Genomic DNA, 26120 nt, shown 5'->3' on the forward strand with positions numbered 1-26120 from the left:
TCACGCCGCTATTAGGTCGGTGCGGATGGAATCAAGAAGCTTTGTAAAGGCCGCCACCGCAGGATTGCGAAATTGCGCGGATCCATCGCGACCGCTCAAGGCCGCAACCAGATCCCATTGAATGCCCGGTTTCCGCAGCTTCACCATCCCAATCTTGGGCGAAGTCGCGGCCGCCGCTCGCGCGCACGCGAACGTCTTCGGCACCAATGCGATCCCGAATCCTCGGGCGACGAGATCGAGAAGCACCTGGACGTCGCCAACCTCGAGAACCGTCCGGCGCGGAACATTGGCAGCAGCGAACGCCCGGTCGACAATCCTTCTCGTCCCTTTATCGGGTTGGAAATCTACGAATGTTTCCTCAGCGAGGCTTTCGATAGACACGCACTGCTGCCCCTCAAGCGCATGTCCGACCGGGTGGGCGATGACCAACGGATCTGACGCGATAGGAATCGTGACGATCTCTTTGCTTTTTTCGTAAAGAGGAAAGAAGGCGAGATCGACATTTCCTTCCTTCACCGTCTCCATGAGCTTTGTCGCGGTCCCATGGCAAAGTTTGATCTCGACGGAAGGATGAAGCTTGTGGAACTCACCCAACAGCAGCGGCAGATCGAAGAAAGCATTGACGCTTCCACAGGTCCCGATGCTTAGCGTCCCCCGCTCAAGCCCGGTGATCGCCGCCACGGCGCGACGCGCGTCTTTCACGCCGGCGATTATTGCTTGTGCCTTCTCGAACAGCACGCGGCCTGCGACCGTAAGCTCGACACGTCGGGTGGTGCGGACGAACAAGGCCGCACCCATCTCTTGCTCCAGCGCACGAATGGACGCTGAAAGCCCTGACTGAACGATATTCATTTTCTTGGCCGCGCGGGTGAAGTGCTGCTCCTCCGCGGCGGCCACGAAATGCTCAAGCTGTTTGAGGTCCATGCTCAATCACCGGATGGAATTAATCTACATTACAGCTTAATAGCATTCGAACATACTATTGGACAGATTGAACCTTGTCTCGCAAATCTTTCTTGCGAACTTGGGGGAAGAGTTTGGCGCGACGAGGCGTGAACCTTGACGTGCGCTTTGGTCGCTACGGGTAATGGCTCGCGCGATAAACGGATGTTCGTCGGACCGTGCGTTATCCGGCGGGGCGGTAGCCGGCATTATTCCGAGCCGGCGTCTGGTGGAGAATTCGGTACATGGCTGCACTCGTACGCATCGCGCTGCGGCTGCCGTACACGTTCGTCGTGCTTGCGTTGCTCATCCTGCTGACCGGCGGACTGGCAGCCTTTCGTACGCCGATCGATATCTTTCCCGATATCCGAATCCCCGTAATCGCCACCGTCTGGCAATACACCGGCCTGCCCCCCGATGAACTCGCAGGCCGTATCGTCACGCCGTTCGAGCGCGCTTTAACAACGACCGTCAACGACATCGAGCACATCGAAGCCAATTCCTTTAATGGCATCGGCGTCGTCAAAATCTTCTTCCAACCGTCGGTCGACATCAGCGTTGCAAACGCGCAGGTCACCGCGATCGCCCAGACCCTACTGAAGCAGATGCCGCCCGGCGCAACGCCGCCGCTCATCCTGAATTACAGTGCCTCCACCGTGCCGATTTTGCAGCTGGCGCTCGGCGGGGACGGCCTGACCGAACAGAACCTGTCCGATCTGGGCATGAACATGGTGCGCGTGCGCCTCGTGACCGTGCCAGGCGCCGCCATACCGTACCCATACGGCGGCAAAACGCGACAAATCCAAATCGACCTCGACACCACTGCATTGCATGCCAAAGGCCTGTCAGCTCAAGACGTGCAGAACGCATTTGCGGCTCAGAACCTGATCAATCCGATCGGCACGCAAAAGATTGGCGCCACTGAATATACGATGCAGCTCAACAATGCTCCGTCCGACCTGGATGCATTGGGCGACCTGCCGATAAAGGCGGTCAACGGCGCGATGGTCTACATCCGCGATGTGGCCCACGTCCGCGACGGCAACCCGCCGCAGCAGAACATCGTGCACGTCAATGGCAACAGGTCTGTTCTTCTTTCTGTGCTGAAGAACGGCGCCGTCTCGACCCTCGATATCATTCAGGGCATCAAGGACAAGGTCGATGAGATCAAGCCCGGCCTGCCTGACGCGCTGACGATCTCGTTTCTCGGAGACCAGTCGATCTTCGTCCGCGCCGCTGTTCAGAACGTTATCCACGAAGGCGTTCTCGCCGCCGCCCTGACGAGCGTCATGATCTTGCTCTTTCTCGGCAGCATGCGATCGACGATCATCATAGCGACCTCCATTCCGCTTGCCGTGCTGTCCTCCATCGCCATGCTCTCGGCGATCGGCGAGACGCTGAACATCATGACCCTGGGTGGCTTGGCGCTCGCCGTTGGCATCTTGGTGGATGAAGCGACGGTCACGATCGAAAATATCAACTACCATCTGGAACAGGGCAAGGACGTCGAAACGGCAATTCTCGACGGCGCCGATCAGATCGCCACGCCGGCGTTCGTCTCGATGCTCTGCATCTGTATCGTCTTCGTGCCGATGTTCTTCTTGAACGGCGTCGCCCGGTTCCTATTCGTGCCGATGGCTGAAGCCGTGATGTTCGCGATGGTATCATCCTTCATCCTGTCCCGAACCCTCGTTCCGACGATGGCAAAGTTCCTGCTGAAGCCGCACGATCATGAGGCCCATCAAAGGCCGACGCGCAATCCGTTCGTGATGTTTCAGCGTGGGTTCGAACTTGGCTTTGAGAAGTTTCGCGTCGCCTATCGTAGTCTGCTCGAAGGCGCCCTTCACCATCGGCCGACCGTGCTGATCGTGTCGTTCGCGTTTATCGCCGCGTCCGCTTGCCTCGCGCCGTATCTCGGTCGCAACTTCTTTCCTGCCGTCGACTCCGGCCAGATCTTGATGCACGTCCGTTTGGCGATAGGAACGCGGGTCGAGGAAAGCGCTCACGAATTCGCGCGCATCCAGGAAGCGATCCGCGACGTCATCGCGCCGCAGGATCTGGAAGCGATGGTCGACAACATCGGCTTGCCGATCAGCGGCATCAACACCGCCTATAACAATACCGGCACGATCGGACCGCAGGACGGTGATATTCAGATCGCCCTCAATCACGGGCATCGGCCCACGGCCGAATATGTCCGCGAACTTCGCGATGAACTGCCGAAGCGTTTTCCAGGCGCGACCTTCGCGTTTCTACCCGCGGATATCGTCAGTCAAATTCTGAACTTCGGCGCTCCGACGCCAATCGACCTGCAGATTCGCGGCCCAAATCTCGACGGCGCCTTCGACTACGCGCAAAAGATTTTACGGCAGATCAAGCTTATCCCGGGCGTCGCCGATGCACGAATCCAGCAATCGCGCAGCAGCCCAAGCTTTAAGGTCAACGTCGACCGCTCTCGCGCTCAGTATGTCGGCGTGACCGAGAAGGACGTTACGCAAAGCCTTGCGACGAGCCTCGCCGGCACCAGTCAGGTCAACCCGACGTACTGGCTCAACCCGAAAAACGGCGTGACCTACCCGATCGTTATACAAACACCGCAGTACGGTCTCGACTCGCTGACGTCGCTGCAAAACCTGCCGATCACCGCGAGTGGCGCGGCGACGCCTCAGATCTTGGGCGCAGTAGCTAATTTTGACCGCGGCACCATGAACGCCGTCGTATCTCAATACGACATCCAGTCGATGGTACAGATTTTGACGACGACGGAAGGCCGCGACATCGGCGCGGTGGCGGCCGACATCCAAAAGATCGTGGACGCCACCAAGCATGATCTTCCCAAAGGCGCCACTGCGGTGCTCTTGGGCCAAGTAAAGACGATGAATAGCGCCTATGCCGGAATGTTGTACGGCCTGCTCGGCGCGATCGTGCTTATATACCTGCTCATCGTCGTCAATTTCCAATCCTGGGGCGACCCGCTCGTGATCATCATGGCGCTGCCCTCGGCGCTCATCGGCATCATTTGGATGCTCTTCCTAACCGGCACGACACTGTCGGTTCCTGCCCTGACCGGCGCCATCATGTGCATGGGCGTTGCCACGGCGAACGCCGTCCTTGTGGTGAGCTTCGCACGCGAGCGACTAGACGATCACGGCGACCCGATTCTGGCCGCGCTCGAATCGGGTTTTGTACGAATTCGCCCCGTTCTGATGACCGCACTTGCCATGGTCATCGGTATGGCACCGATGGCCCTTGGGCTCGGCGAGGGCGGCGAACAGAACGCGCCGCTTGGCCGCGCCGTGATAGGCGGCCTTCTCTTCGCAACCGCCGCAACGCTTTTCCTGGTACCCGTCATCTTCAGCTTGATGCATAAGCGCAGGGCTGCGAACTCATCGTCGCCGCGAGGCGCCATCCCCGGTGGAGAATTCCATGCAGCCTGATTCTCCCCTCAAGCCGCCGCGGCGCTCGCGCTGGAGGATGCCGCTGGCGACTGCAATTTTCATCGCTGCGGCAGCTGGCGTCGCCTTCCTGGGAATTGAGAGCCGCGAACAGAGCGTCGCCCAGTTGAAGGACAAGGCTGCTGAACGCGCCGTGCCGACGGTCGCGGTAGCCCCACCTGCCGTCGAGCAGAGTGTTGGCGTGCTCGATCTCCCTGGACGGCTCGATGCCTTTTACCAGGCAGCGTTGTTCGCACGCGTGAACGGCTATGTTACGTCTCGCAATGCCGACATAGGCTCACGCGTGAAAGCTGGCGACGTCCTGGCAACGATCGACGCCCCGGATCTCGATCAACAGCTGTCTCAGGCCGAGTCAGATTTGAACAATGCGAAGGCGAACGCCGCCCTCGCCGACGTCACGAACCAGCGATATCAGGCGCTGCTGCCGAGCAGCTACGTCACGCATCAGGCGGCCGACGAAAAGAAAGCCGACCTCGACGCCAAGAACGCGCTCGTGAAGTCGGGCCAAGCAAACGTCGATCGCCTCAAGGCGCTGAGCGAATATAAACGCATCGTCGCGCCATTCGATGGTATCGTCACGGTCCGCAACACCGATGTCGGCAACCTGATCAATACGGGAAGTTCGACCGGCGCCGAGATGTTTGTCGTCGCCGACGTGCACAAGCTCCGCCTTTACGTGAATGTACCGCAAACCTACGTCCCCATGATCCCGAAGGGCACAGTCGGCATACTCACCGTGCCCGAGCGGCCGGGCAAGAAATACGAAGCGAAGGTGGAGGCCTCGTCGGGTGCAGTCGACGTCGCCTCTGGTACGACCCGCATGCAGCTGATCGTCGACAATGCAGCCGGCGAGCTGATGCCGGGCGCCTATGCCAGCGTGCATCTCACCGTCGGCAACAAACACGACGTCCTGGTTATTCCTTCAAGCGCCATCATTTTCGACAAGGCGGGCCTGCGTGTTGCCACGGTCGGAACGGATTCCAAAATAGCACTTAAGCCGATCACTATCGGGCGCGACCGCGGCGCGACAGTCGAAATCGCGTCGGGGCTATCTCCGGAAGACCGCATCATCGAAAGTCCGCCGGATGGCATTTCGAACGGCGACAAGGTCAATGTGAAGGAAAAGCCGAACCCGGCCAACGCACCGTCGACGTCGGTTGGTCCGCCAAAGCCAAACAAGGGCTAACCGCGCATATTCGTCGGGGAACAGCCCCCTCGCTCCGCGCGTTCCTCTGCCGAACAGCGGAAGGATGATACTCCCATGAGGACAGTGGCCCCTATTACAGCCGCGATTGCAGCGCTTTCCCTCGCCCTCGCTATTCCTGCATTCGCTGATCCTTTGCCTACCGGACACGAGCCAAGCGATGCGCACGGCATCGAGCCCGGTAAAGTTGGCCCTGGCAGCGAGAAAAATTCTCAAGTCTCGCCCACGTCGCCATCAATCCCGATCGATAAACAGCCGCCGCCGGAGATCCCGGCAAACGCGGGCGCTGGTACGGGTGAAAAAGGCAGTGGACCCGAAGCGACGTCTCCACCGCACAACCCGACGCCGGGCGTCCAGTAATCGAGCTACCGCTCTCCGATCAGCTTACAGCTAATATCTACCTGCCCGGCTAAAGCGGCATCTCCTTGATAGATGCCGCAGTCGAGCAGGTTTTCTTGAAACACTTTGCGGCTCGTATAGACGTTGATGAGAAGCATGGGCCGCCCCTCCTTCGTCTTCCGAAGCTCGCTCTCGGGAATCGAAATACCACCAAGGTTGACCGAGTTGGTACCGTTGGCGAGGTCCAGCGTCTCGTTCGCTAACCCGATCTCCCCGTCATCTCCTGCTCCCACTCCAGAAGCGGCAGTCCCGTAGTAAGATGCGGAGACCCGGACCGTCTCACCGGAGGATGTCAACTTGTTCGCCGCGGCGGACGACAGGGAAACTTGAACGACATACTTGGGCAAGACGCGAACACCGTCTGAAGCTGAGGTACTATCTCCCCCGCCGGTGCGCACCGGATTCGGTGAACAGCCTTGATGCGCTTCGACATCTCTGATCCGCTGAACGTCAGCTTCTTCCGCCGCGCTGAGTTTGCCGTAGGGCGGGAAGCAACCTTTTCCGAACAAAGCAACCGCTTCACTGGTTTCGAAGCAGTAACCTTTGTTTGCGAAGATCGCATTGCGCGCTTGCCAGAGTGCCCCGCAAAGGTCGGCTGCCCGAGTTTCGGGCGCGCTTGCGAAAACGCCGAGCACTCCGGCGAGCAACGTCACGATGCTGTTCGTCTTCACCCGCATTTGGTGCATGGCGTTTTCCTCATACTCCGACCGGCTGATCCCGGCACGAAGCCAAGCTACCGCCAACCAATAGCGTAGGTTTTGATTAAAACGGAACGAGCTTGACGCAACTGCATTTGCCAAAGCGCGAGTTCCCCGTTGCACTCACGGCCATCGCGGGCGACTGATCAAGAAAGCAACCAACTCGAGGCAACACATGTCGAAGCTTTTACGCGCCGCTGGCCTGATGTTCGGACTTGCCGCGCTCATCCCAGCAGCGCAGGCCCACTCCTGGCATCATCACCGGTACGAGAAACAATTCCGGCTGGGGTACCACCGGGCAGGTCCACCCCATGGCTATCGCTTCGGATTTTACACCTACGCCGGCGATCCCTTCGCGCGCGACGACTATTTCGACGGTAGGTATTGCTATTATCTGCATCGCCGCGACTTCTGCCGCGGTCCCCGCCCGATAGAGTGGTTGCGCTAAGAATTCTGGAGGGCGCCGGCTGAGCCGGCCCCTCTTTCTACCGGGCATGTCTTAAAGTCAGACGCCGCTATCAGCCCGCGGGCACGCAAATCTGGCGCGGACGCATATCCCAGCCGTTATCGTAGTAGCAGTAGGCGACGGGGTAGGCCGGATACGCCGGAACTGGAACCGGGTACATCCGATAACGCGGCAGCGCATAGTAGCTGCCGGCCGGATAAAATCCGTATGCCGGATAGAAGCCCCAGCCGTCGCGATAGGCGCGCCGGACATACTTGGGACAACCCCAAAAACTCGGAGGACTGTAGCCGTACGGATCGAAACCGCAGCGGCGGCGGAATGTTGCATCGGCAGCGGAAGAGAGGACCGCCAGGCTCAACGCACCAGCAATACAAGCAACGAGGAACTTGAAAACAGACACGGGACGTCTCCCAAAGCACTCCTGACCTCAACGGCCGGAGCGACTTTACGAGACAAGTCCTAATTTCTTGGAACGGGCCGAAGGTACGGTGAACAAATCTTTACCGGCCCCTTCGCCCGCTAGTTAACGGGCCCGCCCGCGGGCTTCAAATTGATTTGGTCGGCGATCGCTTTCATCTGCGCGAGCGATTTCTCGTCGATAGCGAGAAGTTTCGGCAGCCGCGCTTCCATCTTAGCCTTGAGATCCGCGGAGCACCCGGCGGGAATGGCGGCCAGCGCCTTCACGACTTCCTCTTTCGCTTTCTTTTCGACGTCCGCCCTGTCGACGGACGTGTCGACACACTCATACAGACTCGCGACCAACGGCGTGGTCTGCTTGTAAAACTTCTCGAGTTTATCCGCTTCGGCATTGAACCCGCACCGGCGCGCCAACTCGATTTGCTGGAATTGGTCGGCAACCTGCGACTGCATCAAAAGTGAGGTGCAGCCAAATCCCGATGCGATGCCGGGCAGCTGCCGGCACATTCCGATGCGCGCGTTGGACTTCTCGATCTCGTTCATTGTGCATTCGGCATTTGCCTCGCCAGCACAAACAGACAGACCGAGGACCAAAATTGAAATCAGGCGAAGGTTCACGTCGTGCCGCTCCCCAGCAAAAATGACCGCCAAACGTATCAGAGAGAATGTGGCAGACTAGGTTCGCGGAAAGCAATTGTGACCTTATGCGCCGCGCATTTTGCCCCGCAAATACTGGAGTATTGGCGCCTCTCGTGTGCACCACTGAATTTTTCCTGAAGGTGTTACGGCGCGGTCACGTTTTGCCTCCCCGCCAAATGGTAGCCTCATTCCGAATCTGACGTTTCGAGTAGCGCGGGGATCTGCACAAAACTCAACACGACGGCGCGTTACGCCGCCTCTTCCCCGTATCGTACAAAGAACGAAAAGTCGGGAGCAACGCGGAGGGCTTTTTCTTCAGGGAGAAGCCAGCATGCGAAAATACAAAGTCGTGGTGTGGTGCGAGGTCTGCGGGCTCAATCACGAGGGCTGCTTCGGCGGCGGCACCGAAACGATCGGCAGCTCATACGAGACATGGGAAGACGCGCACAAGACGGCCGCCGAATATTGCGGCGACCATCCTTACAGCTATCGCGTCGAAGAAGACGACGAATATTGATCGGCGCGGTATCGAAGGCCGTCGCGGATGAACGTCGTCCGCGAGCGCGCTGAAACGCGTGATTTGTTACGTCGTCTGACATGCTTTGTGAATTGTTCATGACACTAGCATTAGCTATCCGTTCCGGTCTCAGCGGGAAGAGTGTCGCTGCCGGTCAGGTCGGATTAGCGGGACCGAAACCGTTCGGCGCGAGGGCGGCATGATCCTGTAGGCCCTGCCAGTCACATGGCAGGGCCTTCCCGCTGATAGAGATCAGATTTTCGCCCAGACTTGGCTCACGGCGCGACTTCAAAGGCGCCTGCCCCACGCAAATCCTTTGACAGCCAAACTCAATTGACAGATCGTCGGGCTGCGCTGGACGGGGCCGGACGATGTCTGGAGTGTCTCATGCGTAAGGTATTCTTCGCTAACTACTTTTTGGCCGCCGCGCTGGCCGGGTTCGGGTATTCAAGTTCCGCGTCTGTGGCGTCTGCCGCGGGCTTCAAAGAGCCACTTCCCAAAGTGGAGAGCGCGGTAAAAAACGTCAATCATCGCCGCCGCTACTGGTGGCCCGATGGCTATTACCCCTATTATCCGTACGCTGCCTACGCGCCCTATTACTACGTCGCGCCGCCGATCGCCTACGCTCCCCCGGTCGTCTACTATCCCGGTCCGCGCTATTACCCCGGACCTGCCGTTTATGGACCGCGGATTTATGTCGGCAGACCATACCGCGACTACTACGACGGCTGGTAAGCGACCGTCGCCTAAAGCTGCAATCGCCACGATTGTTTATTGCGCGATTGCCTTAGTGACACCGCGCCTCAGCCGCTAGCTCCGACCCCGCGATGAGGTTGGACGCCGGTCGAATATCGAGATCGACTCCCGGTCTTCAGCGCAGCCAGAGACCTAGCGTGTGGGCTCGGTATTTCCCGTTCCATCATTCACCGACGAAAAAAAAGCGTTGGGATGCAGTACGGCAATGTCGCCAATGTCCTTCGCGCGTTGTCGGGGGCGGGGCAGGTGACGGTGCGGCCAACAAAGTCTGGAACAGTGATCAAGTTGGCCGCTTAACATCAGATGTGGCGAAACAACAAGATTGGGGGGAAACATTCATCTTCCCCGATCTAACTTGTACTTGTCACATTTGAGGCGCTGAATGGCCCTGTCGCTTACAGCAGAATATGTATCTCGTAGCGCTGTGCTTGGCCGCTTCAAGGCGGTGACGAACGGAATGATTTGCATTCTGTCAAAGGGCGGTAGCCCAAGGGGAGTGGTGGAAACACCGCTCCTCTTTCTTTTCATTGTCTATCTTTGCAGCGTCGGTAGCCGTAGTGCCAGTAACAGCGCGGTCGATGGTGGACCCGCGCACGGTCACGTTCACTTGCGAATAAAACAGGTGGAGGCGGGTTATTATAGCCGCCTGTATTGCTGACACCGTTTGGATGGTGCGCATATGCCGTGCCTGCACCAGCTACCAAAGCAAGAACGGCAATCACGGCTGCTGAAATTTTTCTCATAGTTTCGGCTCTGATCGGTTGTTTTCCAATCGTACGCATCAAAATGCTGTTCGGATCAGTTCGCTGATACATAACTTGATGCGTTCGAGTTACACCGGTCAGCGTTTTCTAATGTGCGGCGCACCTAATCTTGTCGGGCCTCTCAAGTAGGGATTTGCTCAAGAACGTCGCTCGGCTCCGATCTCAAACCCCGGCATCGAGCGACGCCCAACAGGATGCACTTCCGCATTCTGTCCTGCAAAAGCCGGGACCGGTAGCTTCACACCTGCCGGTCTTTTCTTTGCCGCTCACCGGAGGTTGCTGTCCGCTTAGTCGTCGTGAGCGACGACTGTCCAAGCCTCATCACTCGCGATCCGTCAGCTTCTTGCCGTTCGCGTTCTTCCCAGTCTTCCACATTCGAACGATGTCGTGTGGAGACGCGTCGTGAAAATAGGCAGCCGATGGCATGCCGTCTCGGTCTTCGCGTTGCGCCTTCCACTGGTCCGCGAGCGCCTTCGCGCCTTCAGGCGTAATCCGCGACATGGCCATGCTCCCGTTTGTTCGAGCGGCAAGCATCAGTGTTTTGCGCGATTTCAAGAAGCGTCGAACGTGAGGGGGTTCGAACGGCTAATATACCAGGGTGCCAGGAACCGAATTTTGAAGCGCAATTGCGCCATGCCCGAACCACGGGCCGCTGCATATAATTATCTGATTTTATTGGATGGTGCCGCTTGAGTGACTCGAACACTCGACCCCGTCATTACGAATGACGTGCTCTACCGGCTGAGCTAAAGCGGCATTGTCCGGTGGAGGGTAAACCTCCAGGAAGGCGCGAGGGATACTCTGGGCGGGGCCGAATTGCAAGCGCCTGCATTTTCAAAATGCCTGAGGGTCCGCCGTGGGCTGAAAGGCGCTCGGGGCGCTTCCAGCTTGCGCTAATTGACGGCGCGATAGGTTCTCCGTGCGACAGGTTGTTCAAGTTCGGGCTCGACGGGATCCGTTCCGGGATCGTCGGGGGCCCGCGGCGTAATAAATACATTCTTCTCTCCGCTCGAAGGAGAGGTTCGGTTTCTCGCGCGCGACGGCTCGGGCCGGGTCGTCTCGGCGGATTTGGGGGCGACGCTGCTGACTGCGACCGGGTGCGCAGCCACCGCACCGTTTATGGGTGCCGAATCCTTCGCGCCCTTTGAACCACCTGGTGTGACAGGAACCGTGACAGGCTCTGCGGTGATCACCTCAGGCTCGGGTTCAAGCTCCGCTTGCGCCGAAGGTACTGCGGCCGGCTCATCGTAAGACCCCGCATGCGTGGTCGCATCTGCTTCGGGAGTCACGGTGGCGGTCGGTGCAGGCGAATGGCTCGGCGCGATCGCAATCAGTTCGTTAATGTTAGCCGCGAGGATCTCGCCGCCTTCCCGCGTTTCAACCGGCACCCGCCACTGGAAGGCGTCGAGACGTCCATCGACAGGCGACGTCGCCTCCCAATGATCCGAAATGACGCCGTCGGCCATCCACACAGGATCGCGCGCGGCGCTCATCGCGCGCGCCAGCCACTCGCGAACGCGTCCGGTTTCTCCGTTCTCGCCAGCCTCTACGCGGGCCATCAGCAGAGCCACGCGCTGCGTAAGGCGGTCGGTCAGAAGAGGCTCAAGGGCGCGCCGTGCCTCATCGAACATTCGAGCTTCGATCGCCGTGGTGGCAACCGCGATCGGGCTTTCGATGGAATGAGGATTGAGCGCCGCCAACTGACGCACGCGGTCCAGCCGATCTCGCGTGCTGTCGCCAACCCGCGCGTGAGCGTAAACAGCGGCAAGGTCGGGATGCGGCGACTTCGTCCACGTCTTCTGCAGCACTTTAGCCGCTTTCGATGTGGCGCCGCGCGACGCCAGAATCCGCCCGGCGACCACCGCTGCCGGAACAAGATCAGGCGCCAGCCCATGCGCTTCCTGCGCCCAAGCGAGAGCCTTATCGGGCGCGTCCTCTTCGGATTCTATTGCTTTGGCAGTCAGCAGGACGGCCCGTTTCCGATCGCTGGCGGCCTTGGCCATGTGACCGCTCTTGCGTGCATAATCGAGCGTCGCCAGCGCCCCGCTCCAGTCCTTTTGTTTGCACTGCTCATCAAACAGCGCATTCGAAGACCATCCGAGCTTCGGATTGGATTTAAGCGCGCGCGCCGCGAACTGACGGGCAGCCTCGCTCGCCCCCTCGCGCTGTGCCTCAAGGAAGAGGCCACGAAGTCCGAGCTGCTCGGTATCCGGGGAAGCCAGCATGGCTTCGTAGATGCGCCGCGCCGCAGCGCGATCGCCGGATAGCTCCGCCGATTGCGCTCTTAACAGGTGGGTCAGCGGCTCGTGGGGAAGAGCCTTGCGTGCTTGCAGCGCGTACCGCGAAGCGAGCGTGCTGTCGCCCGAGCCGATCGCGATGAGACCGCTCGATAGCGCGTCGAAGCCCTTGCGCTGACGCTGACGCATCAGGCGGTGACCGATGGTGGCTGGGCCATTCCAAAGCGCACGGAGGAGCGACCAGACGAAGACGACCAGCGCTGCGGCAACCGCAAGCATGACGACGGCACGAAACACGGATGTTTCGATGTCGTAGCCTTGCCAGACGATCTGCAGCGTTCCCGGCCGGTCCGCAAGCCACGCCAAGCCGGACGCGATGAGGGCGATCGTTAGAAGATAGACGACGAGGCGCACCATGACGCTGACCCTTTGACCGGAATTTATGGCGACGGCTTTGTCGATTGCGGAGACACTCCGGCAATAGACGACTTGAGCTGGGTGTCGAGATTTGCGAGCGCAGCATCGACGCTCACCCGTGCGGAGACTTTGTCAAGGAACGGCCGGGCAACGTCCTGGCCTTTCGGCGAGAGATCTTTTGCTTCTTCCAGCACGTCTGTCAGTCGGCCGTCGGCGAGTGCCGTCTGCATGCGACCGACGACAGCTTCCGCGCTCTTGTCATCCGCCTTCAGGTCGATGCGCCGCACGCGTACGACCGATTTGGCTCCCGCCCACAGCCGGTCGACGACACTGGCGTCCGCCGGCTCGGTATCGGCATCAATGATCTTATCGGCGACAGCACGAAAATCTTTGGTGAGCTCGGCCATTGACGGCACACCGCTCTCTTGCAGCTTTTCGAGCGCCGACAAATCGAACTGCGAACCCGCAACCTTCTTCACGTCGGCCAGCTGGCTTGAGAAGTTCTGCCCGCTGTCGAGCGCCCGACGCAAGTTCTGCAATTCGAGCGCCAACACGACACGCTGCGCGCTTTGAGCCCGCGCCGCATCTCCGGCGACCACCTGTTGAACACTTTTTTCCAGCGCCGACGTTTTGTCCGATAGCGGCTGCACGGCGGCAGTTATGTCGCCCGGCTTCGCCGCAGCAGTTCGCAGTCCATCAAGTTCGGTCTTGAGGCTCGCGATCTGATCCTGCTCAATCTTCAGGTCGGCCGCGACGCGATCCGTCGCCGACTTGATGGAAGCGATCTGTTCCTGGACCCGGGCCCCGTCGGTCTTTAAGCCCGCCACATCCTTGTCGATGCGTTGCGTACCGGAGCGGGCGGCCTCGCTTGCCTCAGCCGCTGATTGTATTCGCGCTTCGACATCCTTGGTGACGCTCGAGCGCAGTTCGGTGAGCTGCGTTGCAAGACTCGTTTCAAGATCGGAAACCTTGCCGGTCAGCGCCGCGATCTGCTCAATGCGCGTGGCATTGGGATCGTTCACGCCGGCATCCGCCATAGCTTTCAGGCGATCCTCCATCTTGCCGAGCCTCTCGATCAACTGAGGCGTGCCAGCATCGGATGCGGCTGAGGCCAGCGCCGCTTTTGTTTCGGCGACTAGGCGAGCCTGACCCTCGATGAGACTCGGGATTTTTTGGGTCGCATTCTCTAGGTCGGCGATACGCGATTGCAATCCGCTGATGTCCGTAGGCGGCGGAGCCGCTTTCTCGTTCTTCTCGACGGCAGTGACCCGTTGAGCGAGATTCGAGATCTTCTCCTCGGCGCCGTTCTGCATCTCCAGTTCGGGCAGGGCCCAAACGATGGCGCCAAATGCCAGTGCACCACCTACGACGCCTGCCGCCAAATGACTGAGAAAGCCACCGCGTTTCGAGACTGACACCGCCGGCGCCTCCGTATCTGCCGCGTAGCCTTGGGCCGTCGCGCCTGAACCAGTCTTGCTCGCTTTGGTCGGACCAGGCTGCGCGCCGGATCCAGATCCAGCGTTGGCTTGCTCGCTATCGTCAGCATACGTCCGCGCTGCTGCCGGCCGGGGAACGTCCGCGCTCGCGCCACCTGAAGACGCCGCATTACCTTTCGAGGGAGCCGCACTGATCTCGGTCGCTTTCAGGTCGATGGTGGCGTAGGGCTTTTTGCCAGCCCCTGAACCAGAAACTGAACCCTTTTTCTCGTCTGCCATCGGCGCCTAAGCCTCCTTAACGAACTCGCGTGTGCCCCCAAAGCCCGGTTCAAGATCGGGATTTTTGGACAGAAATCTATCTTCTTGAGAGCGCCCGGCCAGTGGGGGGAACCGGCCGTCAGCGCTTTGTTACTCCGCTTTTGGACTTCCCGCGAGACGTTTTACGACCGCAAGCATTTCCTCGATATTTGGACGTGCCGGAACCAAGACTTTACTGTCTTTTGCCGCCTCTCCCAAGGCCTCGCGGACGCGCTCCGACATACAGACATAGGTTAGTCCGGTCGATTGCAACGTTGGCGACAACCCGGCGACCAATCGAGCCCAAATTCGAGCGGTGCGTGGCGACATCAGTGTGACGATATCGATGCCACGGCTTTGAAGCGCTTTGATGACCTCAGCCGGTAGTGTCTGACACGCTATTGCGCGATAGGCGGGCACTGCAACGATGTTAACGCCTGTCCCTGACAGCGCCGCTTCCAAGTCATACGCCAGAAGATCGCCGGTCAGATGCACGAGGCTTCGCTCGGTACTTCCCGCCGACATAAGGATTGGGACGAGATCTTCGCCGGTCCCTCCGCCCTCGATGACCTTCCCAAAGCCCATCGACCGTGCCACGGCCGCCGTGCCGGGCCCGACTGCAAAAAGAGTGAGATGGGTCGCGGTATCCATGGCCGGCGATGCTGCGAGAGCCGCCAACGCATTCCGGCTCGTCGCGATAACGCCGGTTGCCCCCGCCAGTGCCTGCGCTCCGATTTCGAGGAGTGCGATCTCCATCAACGGCGCGAGCATCACCTGACAACCAAGTTCCTCCAAGCGCGTCTTGAGCGGCTCGGCGTCCTGGAGAGGGCGCGTGAGCAGGACGTGCATCAGAGATTTGGACGGACGAGGATCGCGGCGTCCGCTTGGCTCAGGATCTCATCGGCGGCCGAAAGACCAATTTCGTAAGCGTCATCCACGCTCCCGGAGCGAGCGGCTTCATAGCATCTCAACCCGTCCGGCGAGAGCAGTTCGCCTCGGAAATGCAGCTTCCCATCTTCGACAACGCCGTGCCCGGCGATCGGAGTTCGACAAGAGCCTTCGAGGCGAGCGAGGAACGCCCGTTCCGCTGCAACCGCCCACGCGGTGCGCGCGTCGTTCAAAGGCGCGATAGCGGCAACGCTCGTCTGATCATCTTCGCGAATTTCAAGCCCAATCACACCTTGGGCAACAGCGGGCAACATGTGCTCCATCGCGACCGGCGACGTGATGCGGTCACTGAGACCCAAGCGATTGAGGCCTGCAACGGCGAGAAATGTCGCTTCCGCAACCCCCTCCTCGAGCTTCCGCAAACGCGTCTGAACATTGCCGCGAAATTCAATCACGGTGAGGTCGGGACGCGCGTGTAGCGCTTGGGCTTTCCGGCGCAACGACGAGGTCCCGACGATCGCGTTTTTCGGCAACGAGGAAAAGTCTTTATGCCGGAGCGATATGAACGCGTCGCGGGCGTCCTCCCGCGGCAGCAGGGCACCGATGACGAGACCGTCGGGAAGAACGGTCTGCACGTCCTTCATCGAATGCACGGCCAAATCGACCTCGTTGGCGAGGAGGGCTTCTTCGATTTCCTTTGTGAAAAGCCCCTTGCCGCCGATTTCAGAGAGCGGCCGATCAAGCACGCGGTCACCCGTCGTCTTGATAACGTGAATGGTGACGGCATCGTCGCTCAAGCCGTGGGCGGCCCTGAGCCGATCCTTGACTTCATGTGCCTGGGCAAGGGCTAAAGGCGAACCTCGGGTCCCGATGCGAATGCGGGTCGCTTGCAAAAAGGTTTCTCCGGATGCTAGGCGGGGCGCTCGGGCCCGGATACCGATACTTCGGGCGACAGTAATGCTCCAAAGATGCGAGGATTCCAACCTCGCACCGACAAGTTCCTGAACAGATGGCAGAGACTTCGGATTCCGCGCCCCATTCCGCGCTCGTTCTTGGCATTGAGACAAGCTGCGACGAGACGGCGGCAGCCGTGGTCGCGCGGGACGACACCGGGCGCGGCCGAATTCTGTCTAATGTGGTCCTTTCCCAATTCGACAAGCACGCGCTCTATGGCGGCGTCGTCCCAGAAATAGCGGCGCGCGCCCACACGGAAAGCCTCGACCGTCTGGTTAAAGCGGCGCTCGAAGGGGCGGACGTCGGGCTCGACGATTTGTCAGGTGTCGCTGCCGCAACCGGCCCCGGCCTGATTGGCGGCCTCATTGTCGGGGCAACCACCGCGAAGGCCCTCGCGCTTGCCGCAAGAAAACCGTTCCTAGCCGTAAACCATCTCGAGGCTCATGCGCTGACCGTGGGGCTGACCGACCAGTTGCGCCCGCCGTATCTCATGCTCCTTGTGTCTGGCGGTCACACCCAACTGCTGCTCGTCGAAGCGGTCGGCCGCTATCGGCGCCTTGCAACCACGATCGACGATGCCCTGGGCGAGGCCTTCGACAAAACTGCGAAGCTCCTTGGATTGCCAATGCCAGGCGGCCCCGCCGTCGAAAAATGGGCTTTGGCCGGCAACGGCACGCGCTTTCCCCTTCCGCGTCCAATGAAGGGCAGGGAGGACCCGCACTTTTCATTCGCGGGATTGAAAACGGCAGTCAGGCATGCGGCCATGCATGAAGCGCCGCTCTCGGAAAAAACAATTGCTGATCTCTGCGCGTCTTTCCAGGCCGCCGTCTGCGACAGCGTCAGCGATCGCGTCCGCCATGCCATGCGCGCCGTCATCACAAATTTCCCAGACAAGGCACATCGCCCGTTCGTCGTTGCAGGAGGGGTCGCCGCGAATAAGGCGTTGCGCCAAACCCTTGTAGAAGTTGCCAACGAATACGACTTTTCCTTCCATGCTCCGCCGCTAGAACTCTGCGGGGATAATGGCGTAATGATCGCGTGGGCCGGGGCGGAGCGACTTTCTCAAGGGAAATCAGACATGCTAGATGCGCCAGCAAGACCACGGTGGCCGCTGGATAGCGATGCGCCCAAAGCCATCGGAGCAGGAGTCAAAGCCTAGCGCACGGTAGTCGCATCGACGTGCTAGGTTGATGGTCAGTTGTCATCGGGGGCGACGTTGCAAATTCGTTCGGTCAGTGTTGTCGGTGGCGGCGCGTGGGGAACCGCACTTGCTCAGACATTATCCCATGGGGGCACTCCCGTGACACTCTGGGCGCGCGAGCCTGAGGTCGTCGAAGATATCAACGCACGCCACGTCAATCGAACGTTCCTGCCTGGCATCGACCTCAATCCAGAGGTCCGCGCAACCTCGGAGTTGCCAGCGGTCGCCAATGCCGATGCCATCCTCGCCGTGGTACCGGCTCAGCATTTGCGCGAGACGATGACGAAGCTGGGGAGGGTCGTCGCGGCCAACACCCCCGTCATTATTTGCGCAAAGGGCATCGAACAGTCGACGAACCGGTTCATGGGCGACGTTCTGGAAGACGTCGCTCCCCACCTGCTACGTGTTGTATTGTCCGGCCCAAGCTTCGCGGCCGACGTGGCGCGAGGCCTTCCGTCCGCACTAACGCTGGCCTGCCGGAATGAAACGGTGGGCCGCGCCCTCGCCGCCGCGCTATCGTCGCGTCAGATGCGGCTCTATTGGACAAGCGATGTGCTCGGTACCGAACTGGGCGGCGCCGTCAAGAACGTGCTCGCCATCGCCGCGGGTATCGTTGAAGGTCGAGGCCTTGGCGCGAGTGCCCATGCAGCCATCGTAACCCGTGGCTTCGCCGAGCTTCGCCGCTTTGGTGAAGCTATGGGAGCAAGACCTGAAACGCTGCTCGGACTATCAGGACTTGGAGATTTGATCCTCACGTGCGGCAGCCCCCAATCGCGCAACATGTCGCTTGGGCGCGCCCTCGGCGAAGGACGAAGCCTCGCTGAGATCTTGGGCGCACGTTCCGCTGTGACGGAGGGCGTTTTCACCTCCAAAGCGCTCGTAAAACTCGCTCATGAACGCGGCGTTGATATGCCGATCGCGGAAGCCGTCAACGGCATCATCGAGGGACGGCTTCTTGTCGACGAAGCGATCACGGCCCTGATGCAGCGGCCTTTGAAAGCTGAAGATTGAGCGCACTTCGGTCGACCTTCCAAACCCGATAGATCGAATGCGCATTTCCAAGCTGGACCGGAACAAGATAGGCGGGCGCGTGTCCGTTCACCAGGTCCGTTCGAAACGTGCCGACGGTTGAAGACAGAGGCGTCTCATCGAGGCCTGGGCAGATCACCACATAATCTACGTGCTGAGCTTTCAACACCCCAGCCGCGGCTGCGGGACCCGGCGCGGAGAAGATCGCATCATTCGCGATGATCGCATTCGGAATGCGATGATACGGCGCAGAGAGAACGCGGTGATGCGTGAGACCGGCGATATACGCGCCCATATCGATATGCGACGCGAAAAGTCCTGGTGGCAGATCGGCAAGATCGCGGATGTGTTCAGGCGCCGAGCATGCACCCGCATCCATGATTTGCGTCTCGCTGAGCACTTGCGGTTTTCCGAAAGCGCGATCGATCTGCCCGGAAATGAGCACCAGGAACGATTGGCTGACGAGAACAACAGCTGTGGCTCGTACCGTAGTCGCGCTGATATTCCCGGTCGCTCCGAGACGGCTTATTGCAATGGCGACCGGCACCACCGCGAGACATCCTGCGTAGGAGATGTATTTCATCTGCCAGCAAGCTAGGACGACAAAGACGGCGAGCGCCGCAAGAAGAAACACATCGGCCGGACGTCTCGCCTTCCGCACTTCTGCCCATTGAGTTGCAAGCGCGATTAGAAAGGTTGCAAGGAGCGCCAATGGGTCTTTCAGCTGCCCATCGAACAGGCGGCTGAAAATGCTCTGAGCCTCCGCGACCTTGTCCAGCCATATCGGTTTTAATGCCGGAGGAAGCTGACCCATGGGGCCAGCCAGGCACTTAGGCTCCAAGGCACCGAACGCAACCACTCCCGCTGCCGAGAAAAGAGCGATGATCGCGATGCGCGCCGCCATCGGCCAGTTCTGGCCCGGTCCCGCAGTGACGGCCAATGCCGCTGCACCGGCCGTGATCAACACGACCATGTTGAGCGAGATCGCATCGCAATGAATGTCCATCCATCGCGCGGGCGAGATCGTCGCCAAAAAAGAAAGATCGAAAACGGCAGCGAGCGCTAAAGCGAATGCCGCGGCCGGTTTGCTCATCGACTTATCGACGAGGGACCATACCGCCGCCAAGACGCCGAGAGCCACCGCGGGAGCCAAGGCTTCGTATCCGACCGCGAAAGCAAGACCGGTCAAAGCCCCTGCCAATACCCATTGCGTTGTGCGTTGAGGGCCAGACCACATGAGCAGCGCGGCTGAAACAGTCGCTGCGATCATCACGTTATGATGGTCAATGCGCCCGACCGAAAACTGGTACCAGTCGCACGGCGCAAGAACCACCAGCGCCAATGCGATGCACGCGGCGAGCTTGCCGGCGACGGCTTGAACGCAGCGGTAGATGGCGGCAAGCAAGCAACTGAGCACGAGTAACGGCCAGACTATGTGTGTCACCCGCTCGGCATCTTCGACCGGCATAAAGATGCTGAAAAGCTTGATCAACAGAACGAGCGGTAGATCGATCAGCCGCGACCAATGCGAGAGCATGCCGCCGTCACCGCCCATCTTGAGCGTCGTCGTATCGAACCAGTGCCCGTATGCGATAAGCTCGCGCACTTGGATAAGGCGCGTCAGATCGTCGGAATCGCCGATATTGCCGTAGATCCCGCCGCCAGAGGTAAAAGAACTCTTTACGCCGATGTACGCCAGCGCCAGCCCGCACCACACCCATCCGGGCGCGTCGTGGATAAGCGACACGACGCTCTTCGAGCTTGAAGTTCGAACCGCCGCCGAAATCATCTGCCAACCCCGAAAAAATCAGAGCATTAGCGCAACGGCGTTAGAAGAGCGTAAAGCGTGATCAGCCGGACCAGCGGGGAACGGGCCAGCTATTTCTTCCAATTCGTCGCAAATGTCAGCCTTTGTTTACCCACCCAACATAGGCTGCGGATGAGCGCATCTCGCCTTCGAAAGCGAGGATGCCTTTAAGCGTTCGTAAGCGTTTGTAAGTGTAGGCGTACCCCATGTCGCACAGCGAAGTGTTCGTCATCGGCGCAGGCCCCGCCGGCCTCACCGCATCATACCTTCTGACCAAAGAGGGTGTGTCGACCACCGTGATCGAAGCTGATGCGAACTACGTCGGCGGCATCAGCCGGACGGTCAATTACAAGGATTTCCTCTTCGACATCGGCGGCCATCGCTTTTTCTCGAAGTCGAAAGAGGTTGTGGATCTCTGGAAAGAGATTTTACCGCAGGATTTCATCACCCGTCCGCGCATGAGCCGCATCTACTATGACGGCAAGTACTACTCCTATCCCTTGAAGGCGTTCGAAGCGCTCGGCAACCTCGGTGTTGTTGAAAGCGCCATGTGCGTACTTTCCTTCATGTACAAGCAGGCATTTCCGAACGAAAAGCCGGAAACGTTTCACGATTGGGTCGCCAACCAATTCGGCGAACGCCTGTTCTCGATTTTCTTCAAGACCTACACGGAAAAAGTCTGGGGCATGAGTTGCGACGAGATTTCGGCCGACTGGGCCGCGCAACGCATTAAAGGCCTCGATCTTTGGTCGGCGATGGCGAACGCGCTGCGCAATTCCGTGAAGCCCAAAGGCTTCAAGGATGGCACCGCCGCCAACGATGGCGAAGTGATCAAGACACTGATTGAGAGCTTCGAGTACCCGCGCAAGGGTCCAGGTATGATGTGGGACGCCGCCGCGGCGAAAACCCGCGCGCAGGGCGGAAAAATCCTGATGGGAACCGCTTTGTCGAGTCTCAGCTATGATGCGAAGCAGAACCTTTGGACGATCAAAGCAAGCACGCCCTCGGGCGACCTATCCACGCACACCGCGCGCCATGTGATCTCCTCAGCGCCTATTCGCGAACTGATGAACGCCTTCGTCCATCAGCCCGCTAGCCTGAGCGCCGCCGACAACCTCCGCTATCGCGACTTCATCACCGTAGCTCTGGTCGTCAACAAGCCAGACCTCTTCCCCGACAATTGGATTTACATCCACGAACCGAGCGTCAAGGTCGGCCGTATCCAGAATTTCCGTTCCTGGTCGCCAGAGATGGTGCCGGACACCAGCTTCGCGTGCCTCGGGCTCGAATATTTCTGCTTCGAGGGCGACGGCCTCTGGACTGCCAGCGACGAAGAACTGCTCGCCCTGGCCCGCAAAGAACTCGCAACGATCGGGCTTGCTTCAGAAGAAGAATGCGTCGACGGCTGCGTTGTCCGCCAGAAGAAGGCGTATCCGGTTTACGACGACGGCTATAAGCGCAACGTCGAAATGATCCGGGCGGAGCTTGCCGAAAAATATCCGACCCTCCATTTGGTCGGACGCAACGGCATGCACAAGTACAACAACCAAGACCATGCCATGATGACGTCGATGCTGACCGTCAAGAACATCCTCGCCGGAGAGATGATCTACGACATCTGGAACGTCAACGAAGACGCGGAATATCACGAGGCCGGCGGCTCCGGCGCAGAAGAAGCGCTCAAAAGCGTTCGCATGGTCCCGGCGAAGCTTCGCAAGGCGAGCTAGTTCATGGCAATGGCGGCGGTGAAGCTCGATGCCGAAACTACGCATGAACGAAGCCTGCAGGCTCCGTCGCGCTTCATTCCGCAGCTGACGCGCTATTTTACGGTCAGCGTCATCGCCTTGGCGTTGGACATGGGAGTCTTCACTGCACTCTGTGCCGCCCACGCCGATGCGCCCATAGCTGGCGCGGTCGGATATGCGTTCGGCATGATCGGTAGTTATGTGCTCTCTTCCACGTTCGTCTTCGACGTCGAACATTCGCGGAAATCTTCTCCACGCCGCGTATTGGAATTCATTTGTTCTGGATTGCTCGGATTGATCCTAACCACGGCCGTCATCTCGGTCCTGACAACAGACTTCGCGTTGTCTCCGCTCGCCGCTAAGTCGGCAGCGGTGGCCGTTAGCTTCCTGGTCGTCTTCTTGATGCGCCGGTGGATCGTGTTCGCTCCAGCACCGACGAACAATTAATCTGACTGTCGTTTACCTAATAGCAGGAACTCGACCCTAAGTATCAATTCAAGACGGCTCTTTGAGCCGGCTTCAAAAGATTTCCCAGTTGTCTCGCGTCTGGACCTCCGTGCTTTGCATAGCGCGGAGGTTCTGTTTTTTGCGTGCTTGAGATCGATGGCGTTCCGAGCTAGGCACATCCGGTAGCCGCGGAAATACACCCCATGCAAACTTGGCTGTTCAAATCCGAGCCTGACGTTTTCTCATGGAGCGATCTTGTCGCACGTGGTCCCAAGGGCGAGGCATGGGATGGTGTCCGCAACTTCCAAGCGCGCAATAACATGCGCGCGATGAAGATTGGCGACCTCGGCTTTTTCTATCATTCCAACGAGGGAAAAGAGATCGTCGGCATCATGCGTGTTATCGCGACCGCGCACCCAGAAGCGAAGGACGATACAGGTAAATGGGAGTGCGTCGACGTTGCTGCGGTCACGCCCGTTCCGAAGCCCGTTACGCTCGACGCGGCAAAGGCCAACCCGAAATTATCCGGCATGGTGTTGGTGAATAACTCGCGCTTGTCCGTGCAGCCCGTCGCGGCTTCGGAATGGAAGGAAATTTGCCGATTGGGCGGCGTCGACTTGAAAAAGCTCAAGGTCTCATGACATCCGGCAAGCTCGATCCTTCCGACACGCGCGCCGCCGAACGCTTCATCCTCGAAAATACCAAGCCCCTTGCACCACCCCTCGTGCCCGAGATCACGCTTCGGCTCGCGGAAGAATCTCTGCCGATTTGGCAGAAGACGGAAGATGAACTCGGCGAACTCAACGTACCACCACCCTATTGGGCGTTTGCCTGGGCGGGCGGTCAAGCAGTGAGCCGCTACATGCTGGATAACCCCGGCATCTGCCGCGATCAGGCAGTGCTCGACCTGGGCTGTGGCTCTGGCATGTCCGCAATCGCCGCGGCAATGTCTGGAGCCACTCGTGTCACGGCGGCCGACATCGACCAGCTTGCCCTCGCGGCTTGCACGCTGAACGCCGCGTCCAACGGCGTGGCTCTCGAAACGACAAGCCGCGATCTCCTGTCCTCCCCACCGCCCAATGGCGCCGTCATCATCGTGGGTGACCTCTTTTACGAGCGGCAACTCGCGGACCGGGTCCTCCGCTTTATTGCCACCGCGAAAGAGGCGGGCTGTTCGGTCTACATTGGCGATCCTCGGCGTAGTTACTTTCCCGAAGGAAAATTTACGCCGCTGGCCGAATACCAGGTACCGGTTACGCGGGAGCTGGAGGATTACGAGATCAAGCGGACCACGGTCTGGCGGGCCTGACGGCTCCCCCGATCCTGCGGTATTGATCTCGATCATTCCCCCGCCAAATGCAGGCCATCCACCATCGGGCATGTTGTGGAGGCGCGTTCGGCGCAGCATAATGGACGAAATGGCCGCGTTCAGACGGCCAAACGGAGGTGCGCTCGATGTCGGATAAAACCTATGCCGTTCCCCCTGCGTGGGCGGAGCGTGCTCACGTGAATGCTCAGTCTTATGATGAGATCTACCAGCGCTCGGTCCGCGAGCCGGAAAAGTTCTGGGCGGAAGCCGGAAAACGGCTGCACTGGATTTCGCCCTATACGCGCGCCAAGAACACGAGCTTCGCGCCCGGCAACGTCGACATCCGCTGGTTCGAAGACGGAACGCTGAACGTTTCCGCGAACTGCATCGATCGCCACGTCGAAGAGCGCGGTGACAAAGTCGCGATCATTTGGGAAGGCGACAATCCCAGCGAAAGCGAACAGATCACCTATCGGCAGCTGCACGAACGGGTTCAGCGCTTCGCCAACGTCCTCAAGAAGCATGGCGTCAAAAAGGGCGATCGCGTCACGATCTATTTGCCGATGATCCCCGAGGCGGCCTACGCCATGTTGGCCTGCACCCGCATCGGCGCCATCCACTCGATCGTCTTCGGCGGGTTCTCTCCCGATAGCCTGCAGAACCGTATTGAAGACGCGGGTTCGAAGTTCATCATCACCGCTGACGAAGGGGTGCGCGGCGGCAAGCCCGTAGCTCTCAAGAAAAACGCCGACGCCGCGCTCGCGAAATGCGCAGGCGATGAGAAGGTGCTTGTCGTTCGCCGCACAGGCAATCCCGTTCCCTGGACGCCAGGCCGCGATTTCTGGCTTCACGAAGAACTCATAACCGTGCCCGCCGAATGCGAGCCGGAAGAGATGCGGGCGGAAGATCCACTCTTCATTCTTTACACATCCGGTTCGACGGGAAAACCGAAAGGCGTCGTACACACGACAGGCGGTTATCTCGTTTACGCCTCTATGACCCACCAATACGTCTTCGACTGCCGCGACGACGACGTCTATTGGTGCACCGCCGACGTGGGTTGGGTAACGGGACACAGCTACATCGTCTACGGTCCGCTGGCCAACGGCGCGACGACACTGATGTTCGAAGGCATCCCGACATATCCATCCGCGTCGCGCTTCTGGGACGTCGTCGACAAATGGAAGGTGTCGATTTTCTATACCGCTCCGACCGCTATCCGCTCGCTCATGGGCGCGGGCGACTCGCTGGTCAAAAAATCGAGCCGCGCCTCGCTCCGTCTGTTGGGCTCGGTCGGCGAACCGATCAATCCGGAAGCCTGGGAATGGTATCACAACGTCGTTGGCGAAGGTCGCTGCCCGATCGTCGACACATGGTGGCAGACGGAAACAGGCGGCATCCTGATCTCACCGCTTCCCGGCGCCACGACGTTGAAACCCGGTTCGGCGACCAAGCCGTTCTTCGGCGTGCAGCCCGCGCTCGTCGATGACAAAGGCAAGATCCTCGAGGGCGATACGCAAGGCAACTTGGTGATTCTCGACAGCTGGCCAGGTCAATCTCGCACGGTCTATGGCGATCACGACCGCTTCGTTCAGACCTACTTTTCGGCGTACCCAGGCATGTATTTCACCGGCGACGGCTGTCGTCGCGACGCCGACGGCTATTACTGGATCACCGGGCGCGTCGATGACGTGATCAACGTCTCCGGTCACAGAATGGGTACGGCGGAGGTCGAGAGCGCTCTTGTCTCCCATCCTAAGGTCGCCGAAGCCGCAGTGGTCGGCTATCCGCACGACCTCAAGGGCCAAGGCATCTATTGCTACGTGACATTGAACTCTGGCGAAGATGGCAGTGACGCCTTGAAAAAGGATCTCGTCGCTCACGTCAGACGGGAAATCGGGCCGATCGCTTCGCCCGATCTGATCCAGTTCTCGCCCGGTTTGCCCAAGACCCGTTCCGGCAAGATCATGCGCCGTATCCTTCGCAAGATCGCCGAAGACGATTTTGGCAGCCTGGGTGATACGTCTACCCTCGCGGATCCCGCGGTGGTGGACGATCTGATCACCAACCGGCAGAACCGGCGAGCGATCTAAGGA

The 26120-nt window shown here is 59.6% G+C and carries 23 protein-coding genes and 1 tRNA gene; 13 read left to right on the forward strand and 11 right to left on the reverse strand.

Annotated features, from left to right (window positions below; genetic code table 11):
* Window positions 1–924 (reverse strand): LysR family transcriptional regulator, encoded by a 924-nt coding sequence (locus EKK30_RS02665; protein ID WP_290979868.1) that lies wholly within the window; start codon window positions 922–924, stop codon window positions 1–3.
* 263 nt (window positions 925–1187) lie between these two features.
* On the opposite strand from EKK30_RS02665, the gene EKK30_RS02670 reads away from it, so the two are divergent.
* The 3 genes from EKK30_RS02670 to EKK30_RS02680 all read left to right on the forward strand — a co-directional run bounded on the left by EKK30_RS02670 (window position 1188) and on the right by EKK30_RS02680 (window position 5961).
* A complete protein-coding gene (locus EKK30_RS02670) occupies window positions 1188–4379 on the forward strand; it encodes an efflux RND transporter permease subunit (protein ID WP_290979871.1) in 3192 nt (1063 codons plus the stop codon).
* On the forward strand, window positions 4369–5583 hold the full coding sequence (locus EKK30_RS02675) for an efflux RND transporter periplasmic adaptor subunit (RefSeq protein WP_290979874.1): 1215 nt from the start codon (window positions 4369–4371) through the stop codon (window positions 5581–5583). Before EKK30_RS02670 ends, EKK30_RS02675 begins: the two co-directional genes overlap by 11 nt.
* A 75-nt stretch (window positions 5584–5658) precedes the next feature.
* Window positions 5659–5961, forward strand: a complete 303-nt coding sequence (locus EKK30_RS02680; RefSeq protein WP_290979877.1) for a hypothetical protein — start codon at window positions 5659–5661, stop codon at window positions 5959–5961.
* 5 nt (window positions 5962–5966) lie between these two features.
* Here the strand turns inward: EKK30_RS02680 and EKK30_RS02685 are convergent, their stop codons facing one another.
* Complete coding sequence (locus EKK30_RS02685; protein ID WP_290979880.1) at window positions 5967–6686, reverse strand: YARHG domain-containing protein; 720 nt, start codon at window positions 6684–6686, stop codon at window positions 5967–5969.
* 187 nt (window positions 6687–6873) lie between these two features.
* Here EKK30_RS02685 and EKK30_RS02690 point away from each other — a divergent pair, with 187 nt between their 5' ends.
* The gene (locus EKK30_RS02690; protein WP_290979883.1) at window positions 6874–7146 is read left to right on the forward strand and encodes a hypothetical protein; all 273 of its coding nucleotides are present in this window, start codon (window positions 6874–6876) and stop codon (window positions 7144–7146) included.
* 70 nt (window positions 7147–7216) lie between these two features.
* Here EKK30_RS02690 and EKK30_RS02695 read toward each other — a convergent pair whose 3' ends face one another.
* Both EKK30_RS02695 and EKK30_RS02700 read right to left on the reverse strand, forming a co-directional pair.
* Window positions 7217–7564, reverse strand: a complete 348-nt coding sequence (locus EKK30_RS02695; protein WP_290979885.1) for a hypothetical protein — start codon at window positions 7562–7564, stop codon at window positions 7217–7219.
* Window positions 7565–7683: 119 nt separating this feature from the next.
* A complete protein-coding gene (locus EKK30_RS02700) occupies window positions 7684–8124 on the reverse strand; it encodes a hypothetical protein (protein WP_290979888.1) in 441 nt (146 codons plus the stop codon).
* 427 nt (window positions 8125–8551) lie between these two features.
* On the opposite strand from EKK30_RS02700, the gene EKK30_RS02705 reads away from it, so the two are divergent.
* Together EKK30_RS02705 and EKK30_RS02710 are read left to right on the forward strand one after the other, a co-directional pair.
* A complete protein-coding gene (locus EKK30_RS02705; protein WP_290979891.1) occupies window positions 8552–8737 on the forward strand; it encodes a hypothetical protein in 186 nt (61 codons plus the stop codon).
* Between the two features lie 387 nt (window positions 8738–9124).
* Window positions 9125–9472: a hypothetical protein gene (locus EKK30_RS02710; protein ID WP_290979894.1), complete on the forward strand. Its 348-nt coding sequence runs from the start codon at window positions 9125–9127 to the stop codon at window positions 9470–9472.
* 1106 nt (window positions 9473–10578) lie between these two features.
* Here EKK30_RS02710 and EKK30_RS02715 read toward each other — a convergent pair.
* The 6 genes from EKK30_RS02715 to hemC form a co-directional block, all read right to left on the reverse strand.
* Complete coding sequence (locus EKK30_RS02715; RefSeq protein ID WP_290979897.1) at window positions 10579–10758, reverse strand: hypothetical protein; 180 nt, start codon at window positions 10756–10758, stop codon at window positions 10579–10581.
* A 179-nt stretch (window positions 10759–10937) separates the two neighbouring features.
* Window positions 10938–11013 (reverse strand) — tRNA-Thr (locus tag EKK30_RS02720).
* A gap of 137 nt (window positions 11014–11150) precedes the next feature.
* Window positions 11151–12911, reverse strand: coding sequence for a heme biosynthesis HemY N-terminal domain-containing protein (locus EKK30_RS02725; RefSeq protein WP_290979900.1), 1761 nt, complete (start codon window positions 12909–12911; stop codon window positions 11151–11153).
* Window positions 12912–12934: 23 nt separating this feature from the next.
* Complete coding sequence (locus EKK30_RS02730) at window positions 12935–14626, reverse strand: hypothetical protein (RefSeq protein ID WP_290979903.1); 1692 nt, start codon at window positions 14624–14626, stop codon at window positions 12935–12937.
* A gap of 129 nt (window positions 14627–14755) precedes the next feature.
* Entirely contained in the window at window positions 14756–15493 is a 738-nt protein-coding gene (locus tag EKK30_RS02735; protein ID WP_290979906.1) for a uroporphyrinogen-III synthase, read from the reverse strand.
* A complete protein-coding gene (gene hemC / locus EKK30_RS02740; RefSeq protein ID WP_290979908.1) occupies window positions 15493–16425 on the reverse strand; it encodes a hydroxymethylbilane synthase in 933 nt (310 codons plus the stop codon). The genes EKK30_RS02735 and hemC overlap by 1 nt, the downstream gene beginning before the upstream one ends.
* Before the next feature lie 116 nt (window positions 16426–16541).
* Between hemC and tsaD the strand changes: the two genes are divergently transcribed.
* Together tsaD and EKK30_RS02750 are read left to right on the forward strand one after the other, a co-directional pair.
* Window positions 16542–17645, forward strand: a complete 1104-nt coding sequence (tsaD, locus tag EKK30_RS02745) for a tRNA (adenosine(37)-N6)-threonylcarbamoyltransferase complex transferase subunit TsaD (RefSeq protein WP_290979911.1) — start codon at window positions 16542–16544, stop codon at window positions 17643–17645.
* 57 nt (window positions 17646–17702) lie between these two features.
* The gene (locus EKK30_RS02750; protein WP_290979914.1) at window positions 17703–18698 is read left to right on the forward strand and encodes an NAD(P)H-dependent glycerol-3-phosphate dehydrogenase; all 996 of its coding nucleotides are present in this window, start codon (window positions 17703–17705) and stop codon (window positions 18696–18698) included.
* Here EKK30_RS02750 and EKK30_RS02755 read toward each other — a convergent pair.
* Complete coding sequence (locus EKK30_RS02755) at window positions 18658–20463, reverse strand: hypothetical protein (RefSeq protein WP_290979917.1); 1806 nt, start codon at window positions 20461–20463, stop codon at window positions 18658–18660. The two genes, EKK30_RS02750 and EKK30_RS02755, sit on opposite strands and share 41 nt — an antisense overlap.
* A gap of 266 nt (window positions 20464–20729) precedes the next feature.
* Here EKK30_RS02755 and EKK30_RS02760 point away from each other — a divergent pair, with 266 nt between their 5' ends.
* The 5 genes from EKK30_RS02760 (at window position 20730) to acs (ending at window position 26117) form a co-directional block, all read left to right on the forward strand.
* The gene (locus EKK30_RS02760) at window positions 20730–22250 is read left to right on the forward strand and encodes an NAD(P)/FAD-dependent oxidoreductase (protein ID WP_290979920.1); all 1521 of its coding nucleotides are present in this window, start codon (window positions 20730–20732) and stop codon (window positions 22248–22250) included.
* 3 nt (window positions 22251–22253) lie between these two features.
* The gene (locus tag EKK30_RS02765; protein ID WP_290979923.1) at window positions 22254–22715 is read left to right on the forward strand and encodes a GtrA family protein; all 462 of its coding nucleotides are present in this window, start codon (window positions 22254–22256) and stop codon (window positions 22713–22715) included.
* 203 nt (window positions 22716–22918) lie between these two features.
* Complete coding sequence (locus tag EKK30_RS02770; RefSeq protein WP_290979926.1) at window positions 22919–23356, forward strand: EVE domain-containing protein; 438 nt, start codon at window positions 22919–22921, stop codon at window positions 23354–23356.
* Entirely contained in the window at window positions 23353–24024 is a 672-nt protein-coding gene (locus EKK30_RS02775; protein ID WP_290979929.1) for a methyltransferase, read from the forward strand. Before EKK30_RS02770 ends, EKK30_RS02775 begins: the two co-directional genes overlap by 4 nt.
* Window positions 24025–24170: 146 nt before the next feature.
* Complete coding sequence (gene acs / locus EKK30_RS02780) at window positions 24171–26117, forward strand: acetate--CoA ligase (protein WP_290979933.1); 1947 nt, start codon at window positions 24171–24173, stop codon at window positions 26115–26117.
* The last annotated feature ends 3 nt before the right edge of the window (window positions 26118–26120 follow it).

The sequence above is a fragment of the Hyphomicrobium sp. genome, from assembly GCF_003987855.1.
GTDB lineage: Bacteria > Pseudomonadota > Alphaproteobacteria > Rhizobiales > Hyphomicrobiaceae > Hyphomicrobium_B.